Below are 18,907 nucleotides of genomic sequence, written 5' to 3' on the forward strand. Positions count from 1 at the left end.
ATGATAAGGATTGGACAAGGTATTGACGTACACGCCTTTTATGACAGGCCGCTTGAAGCGGGCGAGTCGCAGCAATATGTCATATTAGCTGGCGTGAATATCGAGCATACGCACAGCTTACTGGCGCATTCTGATGGCGATGTGGTACTGCATGCGCTTGCTGATGCGCTACTGGGCGCATTGGCCTTAGGCGATATCGGACAGCATTTTCCTGATACTGCAGAAGAGAACGCTGGTCTTGACTCTCGAGTACTGCTGCGTCATGTGTATGATTTAGTAAAGCAAAAAGGCTATCATCTGGTGAATGCGGATATCACAGTAATGTGTGAGCGCCCTAAATTAGCTAAGCATAATTTGGCCATGCGCAGTAATATAGCTGAGGATTTGCAGACAGATATTGATATAATCAGCGTCAAAGCGACGACGACTGAAAAACTGGGCTTTACCGGACGTCAAGAAGGTATTATGGTAAGCGCTGTTGTTTTACTTAGCAACGATAAATAGCTGATAGCCTCTATTGCTAAAGCACCACTGTTGACTTTTTTATTTGCATCCCCATTAATGAGTTATCTGACACATTTTAACCACTTATTTTGATTTTATGGCCTTATTATTAGCAATAAGCGTAAATAGTAAATCAAACTAAGCAGTTAGCCATTATCAAACTGATATCCCAATGAAGGATTTATTATGACTGACCAAGCCCCAAACGCAGCCAATGACATCGAAACGTTGATTCGCAACCAAATCAAAGAAAATCCAGTGCTTTTATATATGAAAGGCACACCGCAATTTCCACAGTGTGGTTTCTCAGCACGTGCGATTGAAGTATTGACTCAAATCGGTCGTCCATTTGCGTTTGTTAACATTCTTGAGAATCCAGATATCCGTGCAACGTTACCAAAAATTGCAAACTGGCCAACGTTCCCACAGTTATGGATTAACGGTGAGTTAATGGGTGGTTCTGATATTATTTTAGAGATGTATCAGTCAGGCGAATTAAAGACCTTAGTAGAAGAACATAGCCCAGCCGGCTAATGGTTAGTATTCAGCTCAACATACAAAAGAGCCTCAGACTAACCCTGAGGCTTTTTTTTGAGTGCCATATTTTGATTAATAAAACTAATCAATAACGTAATTTATACAATTTAAACTTTATAACTTTCTAATAGACCCCATATAGAGAATAAGTACAAAAGCTCTATTGGTTTAATAACTTAGCAAACTCTTTTAAAAGACAAAGCAGCAGTTAACGGATTAGGTTAATAAGATATTAGATAACCTTTCACAATAGAGTAAAACAACAAATAGGAAGATATTATGAACTCTGAAGCCAAATTAATTGCCAAAAAACAAGAGATGCAAAAACAGTCTGCTGAGATTTTGGATATCATCAATAATGAGCCACAATCAGCACTGAGATGTATTCACTTAGTCAGCGTGGCAGGCGGAGCAACCAATCAGACTTATAAAGCGATTCAAGAACGCGTTTTAGAAGACGAAGATACGTTTGGTGCTTATCACTTGGCGCTAATGGCACAGTCGACGCCCGACCTTCCTATTGATGCGCGTAAGCTTATCGAGATGGTAACGCTCAAAGGCGATAACGACCAACTGTTGTCATTACTCAAAAACTTGCCAATTCCGCCTGTTGAACTGATTCAGCAACGTATTATCGACAGTGGTGATGAGCAGGCGATTGCCAAACTAAAAGAATATTTAGAGGGTAATCCTGACGGTATCGGCAGTGAAGTAATGCTCGGTAGTGGTCAAAAAAACCATATTATTCCACTAAGCGAGGCGGAATAACTGCAAGGATTAGCTTGTAAAACAAGCACCTAACTAAAAGGCTCTATAGTATTAACTGTAGAGCCTTTTTTGTGGATGCAATTTAGTTTGGCTGTCTTGGCGATAACGCTTTAGCTATCTAATTTGCGACTTGCGTTAAGTTCGCTATAGGCAGATGAATCGTCACCTCGACACCGGCAGTATTGCTATCTGCATTCTCTGTAGAGATGTTAGTAATCGAGACTATATTATGAATATCAACATGCCCGCCATGACGTTCAATAACTTGTTTAACTAAGGTTAAACCCAGTCCTGTGCCTTTTTTGCCTTGGCGATTGGCGGTCGATTGCTGCATGGATGGCGTCGTAGGTTTGGTATATTGATGTGACAAACTAAAATAACGGTCGAATACTTTATCTAATGCATACTCAGGGATTGCTTCACCATCGTTGGCAATAGAAAGCTTAATATAAGGCGCTTTTCCATGATAATCAGTGGTGAGTATCATATTGACCTGCGTATGAGCGAAATATAACGCATTATCCAAAATATTTTGCAGCGCTTGGGTCATCCAAAACTCATCGGCAAGTATGCGAGTATCCTCTGGATGCTGTAGCTTATTTTGATAGTCAATCACAACGTGTTGATGCTGACGCTGCATCTCACTGCCATCAATCAAGGTCTTTAAAAGGGCATCTGGATTAATTGCTTGCCTGCTTAATTTAAAGGTCGGCTGCTCAATTTTTGCTAATAATAATAGCCTATCAATTAGAGATTGCAGTTTGATGCTTTGCTCAGTAATTGTTTGGCTTAGCATTAGCCGGTCTTCACTGTCTAAGTCGGTCTCTTCTAATAGCTCACCGCTGGCGCGAATGGCAGTCAATGGGCTTTTAAGTTCGTGCGTTAACGTGTGCACATAATCGGTTACATAAGCACGGTTTTCCAGTCGATGCTTCATGCTCTCAATTGTATCGGTCAACTCATTTAGTTCACGCCCCAAATAAAAGTACGGCTTTTTGGTATCTTGCGCCAAAGCTTGGGTATAACGTGTCACCAATAAGGTACTTTGTTGCAGCCACCAAGCAATCAATCCTGCCATAAATAACGCCATCACGCTAATAATAAACGACGCAGTTAACATACGCTGGCGGGTGGCATCAAGGTAGGGAAGAATGGTTGAGGTGGGTTTACCAACGCTGACCACACCAATGATTTGATTGTTATTGCTGTCATATATGGGCTGCGCCACATACATAATAGAAGTGGTCGAGTCATTAGGGTCTTTGCGGGTAGTACGCGCCCCATACTCACCTTTTAGAGTCAGATTAATATCATTCCAACGCGAATAATCCTCTCCCTCGGCATTACTATCAGGCGTATCTGTGTCTGAATTTTGTGAAATGGCTGTTTGCTGAGTATCAATCTTGGGTAGAGAGTCGTAAATGACTTTGCCTTTGGCATCGGTAACATAAACACGAAAGCTACTGTGTGTCTTTTGATGATACCAAGTGGCGTCGGTCATATTTGAATTGAGTTGAGCATCCGCATTTTCACTAACGGTCTTTGCTGTTTGATTACTATCGCTAGGGTCGGTAAAGGCATTGTCTAGCATTTGCTGATATCGCTCGTCGTATATCTCTCCAGACTCAACCGCAGACTGCAAACTTGCCGCCAGTAGCTTTGAGGTATCGACCAAGGTATCTTCAATCACCTGCTGGGTAATCGGGCGCACATAGTTAAACAGCTGATTAAAAACCACAATGCCAGAGATGATCACGATCACCCCAACGGCTATCCAAATTCTAAAAAACAAACTTAGATTCAGTATTTTCTTAGGCGGTTGCTGCTGCGGCTCCGTACCATTGTCTTTACCAATGGGATGGAGTTTGGCGTACCAATTATGCGCAGTATTTTCACTAGATTGGGCTATTTTATTAGCGTCATCGTCATCGGGTAGGGCATTACTCATGAGCCGCACAGTCCATAACCGAGCCCGCGGTGGGTGTGGATGATTTCAATATCATTAGAGGGATTGATTTGTACCAACTGCTTGCGGATAGATTTCACATGGCTATCAATAGTGCGCGCTAGACGGTGATCTGGATATTCACTAATGGCGCTGAGCAGTTGTTCACGGCTAAATACACGGTCGGGATTGGCTAATAAAGCCAATAACAGTTTGCGTTCAGTGTTACTCAGTTCAAGCTTGTGATCATTCCAATACAAGGTGTAGGTCAGTGGCTCGTAGCGCCAGACACCAGAATCAAGCTCAAACTGTTGCGGAGTAATGTCTTCTTCTGTCTCGGCTGGCTGCGCTTCAACACTGCTCGCGGTAATTTGTTCTCGGCGCCAAATGGCTTTTAGACGAGCGACCAACTCTCTTGGGCTAAAAGGTTTTGGACAATAATCATCACCGCCCATCTCTAGACCTAAAATACGGTCAACTTCATCGCTGCGAGCAGTCAGAAATACAATGGGAAGCTGCATTAAGTTGCCAATATGATCGGCATGACGGATATTCTGACACAGACTTAAGCCATCCCCATCTGGCAGGCCCACATCCAAAATAATGCCCGATAATGGCTGTTGATGATTATGAAAATCGGTCAAGGTTGGCAATACACTGGTGGCGTTATCGAGCCAAGTAACCTGCCAGCCCTCGCGCTTAAAAGTGACTTTTAATGAGGTAGCAATGGCAGGATCGTCTTCGACCAAAAGAATATGCGGCTGAGCGCTATGAGAAGGGGCTGAATGTGTTGCAGAGGGAGTCATAATATTGGCCAAATAGGGGAAATATAAGAAGAATAGAGTGTTAATAATATTTCTATATCCTAGCATACCCCATATTGGCAGGTGTGTGATTACGATGAGCAGATTATGAAAATTTGATGAAGCATAAGAAGCTGACAAATAATTATGAGAATGCGTCTAACAGCACATCTATATTATCTACTATCATAATCACCCCGCTGACGCTCATCAGAATCAGCAAAGCGGTGCGAAACTGGGTGACACTCATGCCAGCTAAAAAGTGCTTGCCAATAATATTACCGACAATTGCGCCGATGCCTAACGCAAGACCGTAAATCCATAATTGAACGGTTAATATACCAAAAAAAGCATAGCTACTAATCTGAGCGATACCCACAAAAAAGGAGTTGGCGGTTTTGGTAGCAATTAAGTCCTCCTTTTTGAGCCCTGCATTCATATAAAAAGGATTTAATACAGGTCCAAGGCCACCAACCAAGGTGCTAATAAAAGCCACCATAAAGCCCAAAGGCGCAAAGCCTAATTTGGGCATATCAAAGGTTTTATCTACTTTGCCAAATTTGTATTGAACTAAAGTGGAGACCAAAAAGATACCGACTGCTAATTGTATCCAGCCAGCATTTAAGCGACTAAAGATGAGACCAGAGAGCCAAGCACCAGCAATGGCACTGGGCACATAATATTTAATAAGGCGCCAATCGATGTCATGCCAAAACAGTACCATGCGTGAGGGGCGTGATAAAAACGTACCTAGGTTAATAATCGGCGGTGCGGCGGGGGCACCTATTAACCAAGACACCGCCGGTATTAATAATAACGCGCCGCCGCCGCCAGATAGGGTCGAAATTAAAAAAGAGACTATGCCTAAAGCAAATAATATCAATAGATGCCAGAGTGGCAATTGCAGTAGGGTGTCTAATAAAGTGGTGAGCATGATAAATTAAATCCTTAATAAACCTCTCAATGTTTGTGCTTATTGAATAAGGACTAATTTAACTCACATCTGACCCCTTTAATAGAGGTGTAAGCACTCTTTTACTACCGTCTCTAGCTTACAGCCCTTTACAGCCCCTTACAGTTAGCATAATAGGTCACAGTCGCTGGCCAGTCTGAGAAGATACCTTTAACACCAACATCTTGGGCCAACACATCAATATAATTGAACATATCACCATCGTTATTAATCGCATCTTCAAGACCGGTGTAATACCAACCGCCACCGCTGGCCAGTGGACCTGAGCGTTCAATAGACCAAGTGATGATCTCAAGCCCTGCTTTATTGGCTTGTTTGGCATACTCTGATGGCTGCAAATGACCGCGTCCATCACTGCTGACCAGTAGCCATGTTGCTGGGGCAATGATATTAATACCCATGGCTTTAAGCTGCTGCGGTGAATGTTTCCATGTGGTAGAGTCATCTTTGTCAAAGGTTTTATTAGCAGCGGTCTCATTGCTGTCGTCAATTAGATAGACTGCATTTTTACCAAAATCAGGTGCGGTCTTAAGCCAAGCGGTCACATCTTCGATATCAAAGGATTGCGCATACACATCGTCAGCGGAGACACCGGCACGGCGATACGCATTAATGAGCTGCTGTCGATAATCAGCTTGAGTATAATCGCCAAATGGCATGGTCTCGCTCGGGCTTTTTAACTCAGGCGTGTGCTTAAGACCCAAGGATTTGGTTAGAGCAATGTGCTCATCTAAGCTCAATAGCTGCCCGTTTTGATTATACAGCTCAGTACGCCATGGGGCAGTGGCATTCATATATTCTTTAAGCGTCTTGGCTTTTTTATTTGCTGCATCCATTTTGCCATGCAATGATTTAAACTGCGCTAGGCTAATATCTGAGGTACGACATTCAATGTTCTCAGCGTTGGTTAAATTGCCTATCGCATCAAATTTAGGCGGCTGCGTACACTGATTGGCTAAAGGAGTGACTAAAATATTGGTGGTGGTATGCAAATCATTTTGTGCGTGACGACATACCAGCTGCTTGTCCTTGGTAAAGGCCACATCACACTCTAGAATACCGGCACCCATGCGAGCGGCTGCCATGTAGCCATCGAAGGTATGTTCTGGATATTGCAGCGGCGCACCGCGATGAGAGATAGAAAAATCAGTCTTTTTAGGTGTCTGTCCCTCACATGACTTGAGCTCTTCTTTTAACGGGCCCTCATCCATATCATCAATCAGATAAAAGGGGCGTGTACCATAGCTATAGCCGACCTGTTTGACCTGAAAATTACCTTGGCCATTGGAGGTGTTATTCGACACTTTATTTACAACCAGTGGCGTAGAGGCTGAATGAGAGGATGTGACACTACGCTCATTATTACAGCCGGTCATCGCAAGCGAGGCAAGACCAATGGCGAACACAGGTAGCGCATAAGGCTGACGAAAAAAAGGAGTCGACGGCTTAAGTTTATTAATGTGAGAATGAAGCGTTTGGCAAGCTAACATGGACGGTTCCTAATAAGAGGATGTGTTAAAATCAACATTGAATCATAAGGTGTGTTAGCGTTAAGCTACCGTAAGATATTGACGATTGTATGACAACGCTGCGATATTTTTAAACCAAGGTTCAAACCCCTTGATACTGTCAATAAACAACATCAATAACTATTTATTAAGAACCAGAAACGAACAACCTATAACTAACAATGAAAATAGAAGGATAACTATGACAACTTATTTAGACTGTGTCACCGTTGAGCACAATCCTGCCAATAAAACCATCGATAAAGCTGTCATCTGGATGCATGGCTTGGGCGCTAGTGGTCATGATTTTGAACCTGTCGTGCCGGAGCTTGGGTTAAGTTCAGACTTGGCGGTTCGCTTTGTTTTTCCGCACGCACCGCAAATCCCGGTTACTATTAATGGTGGTATGGTGATGCCGGCTTGGTATGATATTTTGGAGATGAGCCTCGAGCGTAAGGTCGATGTTGAACAGATTCAAAAGTCAGCACAGCACATTAATGATTTGATTACGCGTGAAATAGAGCGCGGCGTATTACCTGAGAATATTGTTATTGCCGGTTTCTCGCAAGGCGGCGCCATTGCCTATCAAGTCGCGTTAACCCATCCACAAAAGCTGGCAGGTTTACTTGCTTTATCGACCTATCTGGCAATTGATGATGCCGAGAATTTCTCGGATGCGAATGCTAAATTACCAGTTAAAATTGATCACGGCACACAAGATCCAGTGGTGCCTGTAATTTTAGGTCAACGAGCCGGCGACTCTCTTAAACAGCTGGGCTATCCAGTTGAATTCACGACTTATCCGATGGCGCATCAGGTCTGCTTACCACAAATTAAAGCTATCGGTCAGTGGTTAAATAATGTATTGAGCTAAGCTATCGCTATCGGGCATATAATTGATAACCGCTCTGTATTTTAGATAAAAGCGCCTTGTAGGATAGATTATCTATTCTCTAAGCTGCTTTTTTAATTATTGGTATTTAAAACACTTGTTTTGTAAATCATTGAAAATGCTAATTAAAATTAAATACTTGAAAGTTGTCGAGTTATTGCATATTATCAGTAGTGCTAGTCACTTATTAGCAATCTAATAAGTGACTAAAATATTGAAATACTTACAATTGTGTAATAAAATACGTTCACTGGCCTTACAAGGATGTTTATGAAAATACTACCCAAATTAGCTGCAGCAGCAACGCTTGCTTCAAGCTTCGCCGCCGTTCCTGTCGCTGCTCAAGCCGCCGAATATTATGACTGCTCTAATCCTAATGGCTGTCAGCTTGTCTCTAGTAAAAATCCAAGAAATGATGCCACTGCGACCCAATACCCTGTCGTATTAGCACATGGGCTAGGCGGTTGGACGCGCTTGTTTGGGTTAATCGATTACTTCAATGGTATTCCAGAAGCGCTTATGAAAGGCGGTACAGACGTCTATATTACAAAGACCTCATCTATTCATAATGCTGAGTACCGTGGTGAGCAGTTGTTACAGCAAGTTCAGACTATCTCTGCCATTACTGGTAAAGAGAAGGTCAACTTAATCGGACACAGCTTGGGTGGTATTGATATTCGATATGTGGCCGCAGTGGCACCAGAATATGTGGCGTCGGTCACTGCTGTATCTAGCCCAGAGCAAGGCTCTAAAATGGCGGATTGGGTCGTCAAAATGATTACCGAGGGTAGTGCGAAGAGTGGCTATGCTGAGGGCGAATATAACCTTGCCAGCCGTGCCACCATTGCTTTCTTTAAATTCGTTGGCGAATTTATGGATGTTGGTTCAGGCATTAGCGTGCAGGACCTGCAAGAGCAAGACGGTATTCAAGCAGTCACTGGCTTAACCACCGATTACATGACCAATTACTTTAATGTTAAGTATCCGCAAGCCATGCCAACCACCTATTGCGGTCAGCCACCGGCTAACAATGTCGTCAACGATATTCAATATTACTCATTTTCAGGTACCGGTACGGTATTAAACCCGCTTGATCCTAGTGATTATTTGCTTGGTTTAACGTCTTTGCCGTTTGATAAAAATGATGCCAATGATGGTCTAGTATCTTCATGCTCAAGCCGTTTGGGTTATGTGATTAAAGATGACTATAAGCTGAATCATTTGGATTCTGTGAATCAGGTACTGGGCTTAGTTGCTTGGGGACGCGCAGATCCTATTTCACTGTATCGCACTCAAGTAAACCGTCTTAAAAAGCAAGGCTTGTAACGGCCTAGTTTGATTTCATGGTTTACCTGTTTAACAGTTAAATGCAAATTGCCCGCTCATCTGGTTTTAATAGAGGAGTCGGGCAATATTTTAATTATTGCAGCTTAGGTGTTTGTTATAGGCGCGAAGCTTGACTTAATCGGTTCAGTTGACTATTAGTATGTGGATTGTCTTATACTAAGCGCAAATGGCTAAACTTAGCTTTTAAGTCAGCAGCCAAAGCCCCAAGACTATCAACCACAAGGCAATTTCCATACAATAATGCGCTTATTCAATAAACCCCGTATCTCTTCGGCGAATAACTCTATTACTGCTCACCGTACATCGACTTCTAAAACTATAGTCTCAAGAAGAGTATTGCCAGTTGCTGTTATGTCAGTGGCGATTAGCTTTTCACTTGCCGGATGCAGTACCCTTCGCACCGCTGAAAAGACTACTGCTTACTACAACTGTTCGAATCCCACAGGCTGCTTGCCCGTCGATAGCAAAAACCCAACCAATGATAGAACCGCGACAGAATATCCGATTATATTGGCGCATGGTCTTGGTGGTTTTAACTCCTTGTTTCATCTGATTGATTATTTTAATGGCATTCCTGAAGCACTGATAGAAGGGGGCAGTGATGTCTATATCACTAAAACCTCCTCTGTGCATAATGCGGAGTTTCGGGGAGAGCAGTTATTACAACAAGTTCGAGTCATCACTGCTTTAACAGGTAAAGATAAGGTAAATTTAATAGGCCATAGCTTGGGCGGTATTGATATTCGCTACGTGGCAGCTGTTGCACCTGATAAAGTTGCCTCAGTAACCGCAGTGGCTAGTCCAGAGCAAGGCTCAAAAATGGCAGACTGGGTATTTAAATTGGTAACCGACAGTAGTGCCGCTTCTGGATATCCGCAAGGTGAATATAATGCTATGAGCCGTTCTTTGATTGCTTTTTTTAAGTTCATCGGTGAGTTTCTAGATTACGGATCAGGTATCTCTCGTGAAGAGTTCCAGATGCAAGATGGCGCTGAAGCAGCGATTGGTCTTACCACAGAGTATATGACTACCCACTTTAATAAAAAATACCCTGCTGCCATGCCAACACAATACTGTGGTCAGCCGCCCAAAGATTATGTCGTCAATGGTATCCCTTACTATTCATTTTCAGGGGTGAGTACTTTAACGAATAAGCTAGATGCCAGTGATTACTTATTGTCATTAACGGCGCGGGCCTTTGATGAGAACGATGCCAATGATGGATTAGTATCCGCTTGCTCTAGTCGAATCGGCTACGTAATTCGAGATAACTATAAGATGTATCATTTAGATTCTATCAATCAGGTATTAGGCTTGGTCGCAGAAGATGAGGTAGACCCAATCTCTGTGTATCGAAGTCAAGTTAATAGACTTAAAAAGCAAGGGTTTTAGCAGTAATTAATAGATAACCTATAGATAGAGAATTTATAAATAAAAGAGTTAGAAATATTAGAATAATTGAGAACAGTATATGAAAACGGGTCAAACGATAAAGCGAATACTATTGGCAATACTGCTAATTATTATGGTAGTTATGCTCTATCGCTGGTTAAGCAGTGATAAAGAGATAGAGGTCAAAGAGGAAGCCACTGCTTCTCAGAATCAGCAATATGATATGCCAGAGCTTATGGCTAACGATGATTCGCAGACCGCAAATAATAATGGATCTGGTCAATCTGGAACGTTTGTTACTGGTGTAGAGAATTTACCACGCTCGTTACAAGGTACTGATGTCGATGGTGAGATTATTATCGATGGCAATAAAAACTTAGTGCCGACGCGTGGATTACGCCGCCTGTTTGATTATTTTTTATCGGCTATGGGTGAGGAGTCAGCGCAAACCATTGACGCTCGGGTAGAGACTTATATCAAAAGCCACACGCCAGAGCCTGCTGCGAGTACAGCGGTTGCTTTATATCATCAATACAAAACATACTTGCAGCAATTGAGTGCCGTTCAAGAGCGCTACGGTAATTTGCAATTGCAGGCAACTCAAGCGGGCGAGCTTGATCTAAATACTATACGTCAGCGTCAATTTGAGGTCAAAAGTATCCGTAACCAGTTATTTAATCCTGAGACGGTACAGGCTTTTTTTGAGACAGACGATCAATTGCACGATTATAACGTGGCGATGATAGAGATTGCTAAGAATGATAACATGACCGAGGACCAAAAAAGACAAGCTCGGTTAGATTATGTCAGCCGTTTATCAGACCCGACAATCAAAGAGCGTGTGTTACAAAAAGAAAATATGGAAACGCTAATGACGCGTACAGAGCGCTTAAAGCAAAGTGGTGCCAGTGATTCAGAGTTGTTTGCAATGCGTGCAGAATTGGTCGGAATTCCAGCTGCCGAGCGTTTGGCTGAAGTGGATCAGAAGAATAAAGACTTTGATAGCCGTTTTGAGCAGTATCGAAGTGCCAAGCAGCGTATTATGACGACAACCAACGATAAAGCCACTCAGCAAGCTCAAATTAAAGAGCTAGAGCAGCAGCTGTTTAATGAAGCTGAGCAAAAGCGTTTAGCAGGCTATGCCCAGCTTAAGTCGCAGCAATAGATGAGGCGCTAAAATTTAAATGAAGTGGCTTAATCTTAAATGAGAGATAAAGAGTTAAGGCATCATGCGCCAAAACAGTAAGCTTAGCGCAATCGTCACGATTAATATAATTAATACCCTTTTTGCCCAATACGGCATTAAGGGTTTTTTATAGCCAATTTGTTGTAAATGCTGATCCAATCCAGCATTAAGGTTCTCCATATTGATATTCGAGGAAGGCGCTGCGTTGGCTTCTTTAACCGGTTTTCTTTTGTCCTGCTTTGCCGCGATAGCCTCTACCTTTTGTTGCTGTTTATTTTTTAACTTTTCCTCATGTTCATCTATGATGACTTTGGCCTCACCCATACTGATATCTTGTTCTTGCGCTAGTGTTTTAATCGCTAATACCAAGTTATTTTTTTCAACCATTTGAGCGATGTGTTTGGGTAGTTTTGTAGACATGAGAAATGAGCTCTTATATAGAAGTGGACAGTACTTTAAATTGCCGATTTAAATAATTCATTTAATGGCTTATATCTTATCACTGCATTTTATTTTATCACTGCATAGATACAATATAGACAAATAAAAAAGCACTTCAACTGGTGTCAAAGTGCTTTTAGTGAAACTATCTGCTATTAATATCAATACTCATATCATCTTATGATAGTAAGTATTGGTAGCTAGTAAAGAAGGGCTTATTTATCTTTCCAGCGCTGAATCGCTTCTTTGATAACCTCTTTTGCTTCAGCAACATCGCCCCAAGACTGAACAACAGTAGTGCCTGCTTTCTTAAGGTCTTTGTAGTGGCTGAAATGGAACTCTAGCTGTTCGATTAGACGTTTTGGTAGGTCTTCTAAGCTGTTGTAGGCATTGCCGTTGTTACGGTCGTCTGCAGGAACAACAACGATTTTATCATCTACTTCGTTATCATCAACAAACTTCATTACGCCGATAACTTTGGCTTTTAAGAAAATACCAGTCGTTAGTGGCTGCTCAGTGATGATTAGGGCATCAAGCTCATCACCATCTTCATCAAGAGTTTGTGGAATGAAGCCATAGTTACATGGTTTAGCAAAGATAGCGGGCTCAACACGGTCTAGTTCAAACACCGCTAATTCACGGTTCCACTCAATCTTGTGGTTGCTTCCTGTTGGGATTTCAACAACAACGTTAATCTCGCCACCGTCAACATCGCCTGCATCTAAAATTACGTTAAAATCTGCCATCTTTTTCTCCAGTAGGGGCTCTAGTATGAGCGTTATATTGTAATGGTTATCAATGTCATGCTGATTATACCAAGTTTTGGTTAGATGCCAAGGTATGACACTATTCCAAATTAACATTAGCAACTATCAACAGGGTATATGCCGTGTCTCAAGGCCTTTAAGACACCAAAACCTAGCTAAAATAAAAGCCCACCGTAAGGTGAGCTTCTATTATGCTTATCGCAGACTTAATATGAAATAAGTACAGGGAATAATACCTGCAAATTAAGACGCAATAAGGTAGAAAACTTAAGAATAAGTATCTTAGATTTTCTTTTCAACTTTGTCAGCTGCGTTGCTAACGCCGTCGCCAGCTTTAGAAACGTCTTGACCAAAACCTTTGAAAGTGTTGCAACCAGATAGTACAACTAGAGCAGTTAAAGAAGCGATAGCTAACTTTTTCATATTTAGTCCTTAATAGTGAGGAAAAAAGAATAATAAAATAGATAATGACGGTAAATTTAAGAATGTCGCAATAATATAAAAATGCTTACCAATAATCAATTTAACCCGTTATGAATGCAACGAGCTATCTATTTATTAAAGCTCATTATTTAATCGTCACTTTAATACGTAACGGCAAATAAAAACTCAAAATAGAAACAGAAAATTCAATTATTAGGTAAGACACACAGGCGTCATCCTTAGTAACATAATATATCAATAGTGACAGACACAACAACATAGAAATGTGATGAATTTACTGTAAAATGTCATAGAATTGTAAACTTAATAGCTATTTTCTAAATCTTTATTAGACCATTAAAGGGCAGTGTTAATGACCATCCACATCGTACTTGTAAATCCAAGAATCCCAAATAATACGGGTAGTGCCATTCGCCTATGTGCCAACACCGGCGCTCAGCTGCATTTAGTAGAGCCACTTGGATTTGATTTGGAAGATAAAAAGTTAAAGCGTGCGGGATTGGATTATCACGAATATGCCAACATGAAGGTACATAAAGATTGGCAGCAAGCAAAAGACGCACTGCAACAATCAGGATGCAAGCGGATGGTGGCATTAACCACAAAGCTAAGCCATCCTTTTTATGAGTATGACTTTAGTGACACGGATGCTGAAGGGATACCTGAAAATATCGCTTTAGTATTTGGTTCAGAAACAGCAGGGTTGGCCGATAATATCAGAGCGGACATTGGCGAACATAACTGGCTAAGATTACCGATGTTGCCCGATTCGCGCAGTCTTAATTTAGCCAATAGCGTGGGTATCTGCCTGTATGAGGTATGGCGTCAACAAGGGTTCTTCGGTGATGAGGGGCGCAGTACTGGGTACACTGAGCTGACGCCATATGACCCCAAGTAATTCTGAATAGCTTAAGTAGCTAAGCTGTTTTTATTAAGTTCAAATAATAATAAACCCGTCTAACAAATAGACGGGATTTTTTGCATTTAATTATAAACAATTAGGCGGTTTAGGCAGTCCGGCAATACGATTTACATGACGTGCAACCAATCCAGTCTTGAACAGCTGCTGTAACTGCTGATTGCTAATGTCATGCTTCGGCAGAGTTCTCATCAAATATTTAATCAGTGGCCGCGTTGCAGGCGGGTGATTAAACTCTTGGTGAAACATGCGAACTTGAGTCAGGATTTCATAATGAGTATCCGTTAAGGTGATATTAAGCGTATTAGCAAGCTGTTGAGCGATTTCAGGTGTCCATGCGGTATGGTCAACCAGATGACCTTCTTCATCAAGTGCTAGGTTATTCAAAGAAGCGCTATTATTAACGTTTGGTGACTGATTGTCCTCAGTATGAATTTTAGAGTGGGTCATAAAAAGGCTCTATTAAAGGTAGGGTAAAGGGTTCATCAATTTTTAAGATAATGAAAGTTAAGATAATAAAAATGCGCTGACATAAATAGCCTAAGCCAAAAAATTTAAACCGTTCTGGTTAGGGTAATAACTCGGTCCACTTTATCAGTTAGTGCTATCCAGTCGTTGTCGGTTAACTGTTTAACCTGACCTAAGATTAGGTTAATTTTCGCGCTATCATTTAACACCTGAATATCATCAGATAAGACAAATAAGCCGTCAATTTCGCGAATCTCTGCCTCTATTTCATCATTAGCGTTAATGTCATCGACATACGCATGAAACCAGTCTAAATAAGCCGCAGTTTCTCCCAATAATAAAACGCTATCACCGGCGTGCCATAAGGTTGCCATCTCTTGCAAAAGAGACTTTAGATTGGTCATATTGGCATGTATTTGAAACAAGGTGGTCATAATTGGTCAACTTATTAATCGCAGATAGAGAAAGGTAATGACTAGGGCGTGTTAAAAGGTAAAAACGTGCTCAAATTGCTGAGAGTCAAAGTCTTCAGGGATAAACTCAATCTGCTGAGCAATCTCTTTAGGTACCATACCTAAAATCCAACTGCTAAAGACATCATCAGGGAGCCAAGCCGGCGGTAAATCATATAAGTCTAGTGACTTAATCATGCCATGCAAGCGGCTATCTGGCTGCATTAATATGCCAAACACTGAACTACCAAGCATTAGCTGTACATTATTACCAAAGGTCGCCATGGTCAACGCCAGTGCACAGCCTTCATAAGTCGCAGTTTCGGACGGGGTGGTTAAACGAATCAGTATAGACACACACATTCCTTATTAAATATTGGGCCTTTTGTATCTAATAGCCTATCTACTCTAATGTTAAATAGACGACAGCTTTTAATAGATAGCAACGCTAAAACTGAATAACTTTATTGGCATTGGCCAGTTGTTCTGCCAATTCTCCTAAACCTACTAACTCAAAGCCTGAGGCAATGTTATCGCTGTCTAATTGATGGCGGGCAGCATTGTCGCTATCGGTCACGCCGCGAGTTAATGCTGTGCTGACGCAGACCGGTAAGCTTTGTTTATATTGCTCACTTAAGTTTATCCACGCTTTGGTTAAATTAGATCTGTCAGCGGTTTGCCAGCGCAATTTGTTGGCTGTATGAGCGGCATCTGCATAAAAAAAGATGCTCAGCTTTTGCACGTTTGCTTGCTCATCAGTATTGGCCTGCAAAAATGCTTTGGCATAACGATACGCATGCCAAGCAATGGGCTGGCTAGGATCGGCAGTAATCAGTAATAAAGTAGACATAGGCGGTATCACATGGCAGCAAATGGGATTGATGATCATCTATCGCTATTATTAGGGTCAGTTGCTTATTTCTCAAGCAAAGTAACGTTTTATCACGTAAGGACTAAGTTCTCTTAAGTCTGTCACGTATTTCAAATCGATGGATAGGTGGTGTACTGATATTAGGGTAGGACTGTCATCAAACTGTGATTAAAACGCCATAAAACTGTCAGATGACTAACGTACAGTGACATTATAGAAGAAATAATTAAATGGAGTTCAACATGTTAAGGGACACCGTGTCAGCAGCAAACGTTAATGTGACCCAAGTTAAAGACAGTGTAAAACGTAATATGGCGATGACTTATAACGCTATCACAGACAGTCATACAGGATTACAGCGTCGAGTTATGGACAGTGTCAGCGCAGCAACCAGTATGCCTGAAACCGCATCGGTAAGCTCAAACTCTACAGCCCATCAAAATACCTCGCAAGGGCTACATGTGCTATTGGTCACAGAAACATGGGCACCGGATGTCAATGGTGTAGCAATGAGCTTACAGCAATTGATGAAGCAGCTTCATTTAGCCGGTCATGATATCAGCTTGCTGAGACCCAAGCCTAGATCTAAATCCGCCTCAACTGAGAATATCTATAGCGTATCACCGGATAAGGTAGCTGAACACAGTGATACAGCTTTGACAAACCATGTAAATAGAAAGTTTATTAGCCATGATATTCAGGTCAAAGGGCTTGCTATTCCCAAATATCCTGATTTGCAATTTGGCTTGCCGGCCTATTTTACCATCAAAAAAGAGCTTGAGCGTTTGCAGCCGGATGTGGTGCATATCGCAACAGAGGGGCCTTTGGGTCTGACAGCATTATTGGCGGCAAAACGTCTTAAGATACCAGCAACGACAGGGTATCACACCCAGTTTCATGACTTTAGTAAACACTTTGGTCTAGGCGTATTAGCAGGGCCGATTATGGCTTATTTTAAATGGTTCCATAACGTCTCTAAAGCGACCTGCGTGCCAAGCCATAAGACCTTTAAAGACTTAGATCAACTTGGTTTTAAAGGCTTGGTCGAAGTGGGTCGTGGTATCGATTTGGAGCGCTTTAATCCGCAATACCGTAGTGAAGAGTTAAGAGCACAGTGGGGCGCGCAAAAGCAGCATACAGTGCTAATTATGGTGAGCCGATTGTCTCCTGAAAAAGGCGTCGATTTGGTTATCCAAAGCTTCAAAGCCTTACAGCGCGATCAACTTCACCGCGCAGTTAAGTTAGTCATTGTCGGTGACGGACCTGATAGAGCACGCCTTGAAGCCTTAGCGGCTGATAGTGGTGACGATATTGTGTTTGCAGGCCTCCAGACAGGCGAGGATTTATCCAGACACTACGCCAGCGGTGATGTGTTTGTTTTCGCCAGTCAAGTTGAGACCTTCGGTAACGTGGTAGTTGAAGCAATGGCAAGCGGTTTACCCGTTTATGCCTTTGATGATGCCGCAGCCGGTATGTTGGTTACGTCAAGTCGCGGTGGTCTGGTCGCTATGGGGGATAAGAAGGCCTTTATTAGCCAAGTGGCGGCACTGCCAAAAATGCAGCAGTTAAAAGAGCAGGGCGCTAATGCCGCACAGTGCGTATCTGGATTTTCATGGCAACGTCCGGCAAAGCAGATGCTTACCATGTTCAATCATGCGGTTGCTGATACCAACAAAATGAGCACCAGCTACTAACCTTAATATTAAACCAAGAATGATATGAAATAAATTTTTACGTAAGTATTTTATAAATTAAATATAATCAACCGTTTAGCTAAAGTTTGATTGAATAAGAGTATAGTTAAAACAGTCATTGAACTGAGCGATAAATAGAGGTGATAAGCAATTAATGAGATGTAAATTTGACGATTAATTTAAATGAGTACTGCACACAAGATGATTTAATCAAACGCACAAACCGGTTGATTTTAACCATCATACATAAGGGGATACGCTTTGAAATCTGTTAAAACTAAGCCAGCTACGAGTCGTAAAATAATAGAGCCAGCAGTTGCACCTAGCCCTATATTCACCCTGTTTTCACGCAACCCAGTTGTGGCAGTTTATGTTAACCAGTTCATCTCTTGGGATACCAACTTATGTATCCATATTAATCGCTATTCAACCAACTATGTGGTCGCTTTATTCTTCAAAACCATCAGTCGATTGGGTGATGGCTGTTTCTGGTATATCATGCTTGCCACCGCCTTAATATTCTATGGTACTTCAGCCATCTTGCCTCTCATAACTACCTTGATTGTGAGTATGGTCGGACTGGTTATTTATAAGCTATTAAAAGTCAAAACTGTACGCCCAAGACCGTATCAAGTGCATCAAGTAATTGTATTAGGCGAGCGTCCGCTAGATGTGTTTAGTTTCCCATCTGGGCATACACTGCAAGCGGTGTTATTCACGGCCACACTAGGCGGATACTTCCCAGAGTTATTACCCTTAATGTTACCGTTTGCCATCTTAGTTGCGTTATCACGTATGGTGTTAGGTCTACATTATCCAACGGATGTCTTGATTGGTGCAGGTATCGGTTATGGCCTATCTTTTTGGGCGCCAAGTCTACAATCAGGTATAGAAAGCAGCTTGCCGTTTTGGCTCACGCTGTAACTTAAGCCATCATTATTCTTAGCATAACAATATAAAAATTTAACACGAAGAGTCATCTTATAACCTCTTTTT

21 protein-coding genes are annotated in these 18,907 nt (G+C 41.9%); 10 read left to right on the top strand and 11 right to left on the bottom strand.

From position 1 onward, the window contains the following. The 3 genes from ispF (at position 1) to AC2SLM_RS01905 (ending at position 1,809) form a co-directional block, all read left to right on the top strand. On the top strand, positions 1 to 504 hold the full coding sequence (ispF, locus tag AC2SLM_RS01895) for a 2-C-methyl-D-erythritol 2,4-cyclodiphosphate synthase (RefSeq protein WP_486551634.1): 504 nt from the start codon (positions 1 to 3) through the stop codon (positions 502 to 504). A gap of 186 nt (positions 505 to 690) precedes the next feature. Beyond that, positions 691 to 1,038, top strand: a complete 348-nt coding sequence (gene grxD / locus AC2SLM_RS01900; RefSeq protein ID WP_486543863.1) for a Grx4 family monothiol glutaredoxin — start codon at positions 691 to 693, stop codon at positions 1,036 to 1,038. Between the two features lie 282 nt (positions 1,039 to 1,320). After that, positions 1,321 to 1,809 (top strand): hypothetical protein, encoded by a 489-nt coding sequence (locus tag AC2SLM_RS01905; protein WP_486543595.1) that lies wholly within the window; start codon positions 1,321 to 1,323, stop codon positions 1,807 to 1,809. A gap of 118 nt (positions 1,810 to 1,927) precedes the next feature. On the opposite strand, the gene creC is transcribed toward AC2SLM_RS01905, so the two are convergent. From creC to AC2SLM_RS01925, 4 genes are all read right to left on the bottom strand, one after another. Further along, entirely contained in the window at positions 1,928 to 3,757 is a 1,830-nt protein-coding gene (gene creC, locus AC2SLM_RS01910) for a two-component system sensor histidine kinase CreC (RefSeq protein ID WP_486551636.1), read from the bottom strand. Further along, on the bottom strand, positions 3,754 to 4,560 hold the full coding sequence (locus AC2SLM_RS01915) for a response regulator (protein ID WP_486551638.1): 807 nt from the start codon (positions 4,558 to 4,560) through the stop codon (positions 3,754 to 3,756). The genes creC and AC2SLM_RS01915 overlap by 4 nt, the downstream gene beginning before the upstream one ends. Positions 4,561 to 4,702: 142 nt before the next feature. Next, entirely contained in the window at positions 4,703 to 5,491 is a 789-nt protein-coding gene (locus AC2SLM_RS01920) for a sulfite exporter TauE/SafE family protein (protein WP_486551639.1), read from the bottom strand. A 128-nt stretch (positions 5,492 to 5,619) separates the two neighbouring features. Continuing rightward, on the bottom strand, positions 5,620 to 7,020 hold the full coding sequence (locus tag AC2SLM_RS01925) for a glycerophosphodiester phosphodiesterase family protein (protein WP_486551641.1): 1,401 nt from the start codon (positions 7,018 to 7,020) through the stop codon (positions 5,620 to 5,622). 220 nt (positions 7,021 to 7,240) lie between these two features. On the opposite strand from AC2SLM_RS01925, the gene AC2SLM_RS01930 reads away from it, so the two are divergent. From AC2SLM_RS01930 to AC2SLM_RS01945, 4 genes are all read left to right on the top strand, one after another. Further along, a complete protein-coding gene (locus tag AC2SLM_RS01930) occupies positions 7,241 to 7,912 on the top strand; it encodes an alpha/beta hydrolase (protein WP_486551643.1) in 672 nt (223 codons plus the stop codon). A gap of 288 nt (positions 7,913 to 8,200) precedes the next feature. Then, positions 8,201 to 9,256, top strand: a complete 1,056-nt coding sequence (locus AC2SLM_RS01935) for a lipase family alpha/beta hydrolase (protein WP_486551644.1) — start codon at positions 8,201 to 8,203, stop codon at positions 9,254 to 9,256. 261 nt (positions 9,257 to 9,517) lie between these two features. Further along, positions 9,518 to 10,669: an esterase/lipase family protein gene (locus tag AC2SLM_RS01940; protein WP_486551646.1), complete on the top strand. Its 1,152-nt coding sequence runs from the start codon at positions 9,518 to 9,520 to the stop codon at positions 10,667 to 10,669. Positions 10,670 to 10,748: 79 nt separating this feature from the next. Then, positions 10,749 to 11,834, top strand: coding sequence for a lipase secretion chaperone (locus AC2SLM_RS01945; RefSeq protein WP_486551648.1), 1,086 nt, complete (start codon positions 10,749 to 10,751; stop codon positions 11,832 to 11,834). A 54-nt stretch (positions 11,835 to 11,888) separates the two neighbouring features. Here the strand turns inward: AC2SLM_RS01945 and AC2SLM_RS01950 are convergent, their stop codons facing one another. The 3 genes from AC2SLM_RS01950 to AC2SLM_RS01960 form a co-directional block, all read right to left on the bottom strand. Continuing rightward, positions 11,889 to 12,275, bottom strand: coding sequence for a hypothetical protein (locus AC2SLM_RS01950; RefSeq protein WP_486551650.1), 387 nt, complete (start codon positions 12,273 to 12,275; stop codon positions 11,889 to 11,891). 236 nt (positions 12,276 to 12,511) lie between these two features. Next, a complete protein-coding gene (locus AC2SLM_RS01955; protein WP_486551651.1) occupies positions 12,512 to 13,042 on the bottom strand; it encodes an inorganic diphosphatase in 531 nt (176 codons plus the stop codon). 303 nt (positions 13,043 to 13,345) lie between these two features. After that, entirely contained in the window at positions 13,346 to 13,486 is a 141-nt protein-coding gene (locus AC2SLM_RS01960; protein ID WP_486543606.1) for an entericidin A/B family lipoprotein, read from the bottom strand. A gap of 373 nt (positions 13,487 to 13,859) precedes the next feature. Here AC2SLM_RS01960 and AC2SLM_RS01965 point away from each other — a divergent pair, with 373 nt between their 5' ends. Further along, positions 13,860 to 14,405: a tRNA (cytidine(34)-2'-O)-methyltransferase gene (locus AC2SLM_RS01965; RefSeq protein ID WP_486551653.1), complete on the top strand. Its 546-nt coding sequence runs from the start codon at positions 13,860 to 13,862 to the stop codon at positions 14,403 to 14,405. A gap of 90 nt (positions 14,406 to 14,495) precedes the next feature. Here the strand turns inward: AC2SLM_RS01965 and AC2SLM_RS01970 are convergent, their stop codons facing one another. From AC2SLM_RS01970 to tusD, 4 genes are all read right to left on the bottom strand, one after another. Further along, complete coding sequence (locus AC2SLM_RS01970; RefSeq protein ID WP_486543639.1) at positions 14,496 to 14,813, bottom strand: TusE/DsrC/DsvC family sulfur relay protein; 318 nt, start codon at positions 14,811 to 14,813, stop codon at positions 14,496 to 14,498. Between the two features lie 167 nt (positions 14,814 to 14,980). Further along, positions 14,981 to 15,328, bottom strand: coding sequence for a hypothetical protein (locus AC2SLM_RS01975; RefSeq protein WP_486551655.1), 348 nt, complete (start codon positions 15,326 to 15,328; stop codon positions 14,981 to 14,983). Between the two features lie 51 nt (positions 15,329 to 15,379). Beyond that, on the bottom strand, positions 15,380 to 15,709 hold the full coding sequence (locus AC2SLM_RS01980; RefSeq protein WP_486551656.1) for a hypothetical protein: 330 nt from the start codon (positions 15,707 to 15,709) through the stop codon (positions 15,380 to 15,382). 85 nt (positions 15,710 to 15,794) lie between these two features. After that, positions 15,795 to 16,196, bottom strand: coding sequence for a sulfurtransferase complex subunit TusD (tusD, locus tag AC2SLM_RS01985; protein WP_486551658.1), 402 nt, complete (start codon positions 16,194 to 16,196; stop codon positions 15,795 to 15,797). Positions 16,197 to 16,459: 263 nt separating this feature from the next. Between tusD and AC2SLM_RS01990 the strand changes: the two genes are divergently transcribed. Both AC2SLM_RS01990 and AC2SLM_RS01995 read left to right on the top strand, forming a co-directional pair. Beyond that, positions 16,460 to 17,911, top strand: a complete 1,452-nt coding sequence (locus AC2SLM_RS01990) for a glycosyltransferase family 4 protein (protein WP_486551660.1) — start codon at positions 16,460 to 16,462, stop codon at positions 17,909 to 17,911. A 330-nt stretch (positions 17,912 to 18,241) separates the two neighbouring features. Then, positions 18,242 to 18,835 carry a phosphatase PAP2 family protein gene (locus tag AC2SLM_RS01995; RefSeq protein WP_486551724.1) on the top strand — a complete coding sequence of 198 codons (594 nt, stop codon included), beginning with the start codon at positions 18,242 to 18,244 and terminating at the stop codon, positions 18,833 to 18,835. Positions 18,836 to 18,907 lie beyond the last annotated feature (72 nt).

The organism is Psychrobacter sp. CX16 (assembly GCF_057396245.1).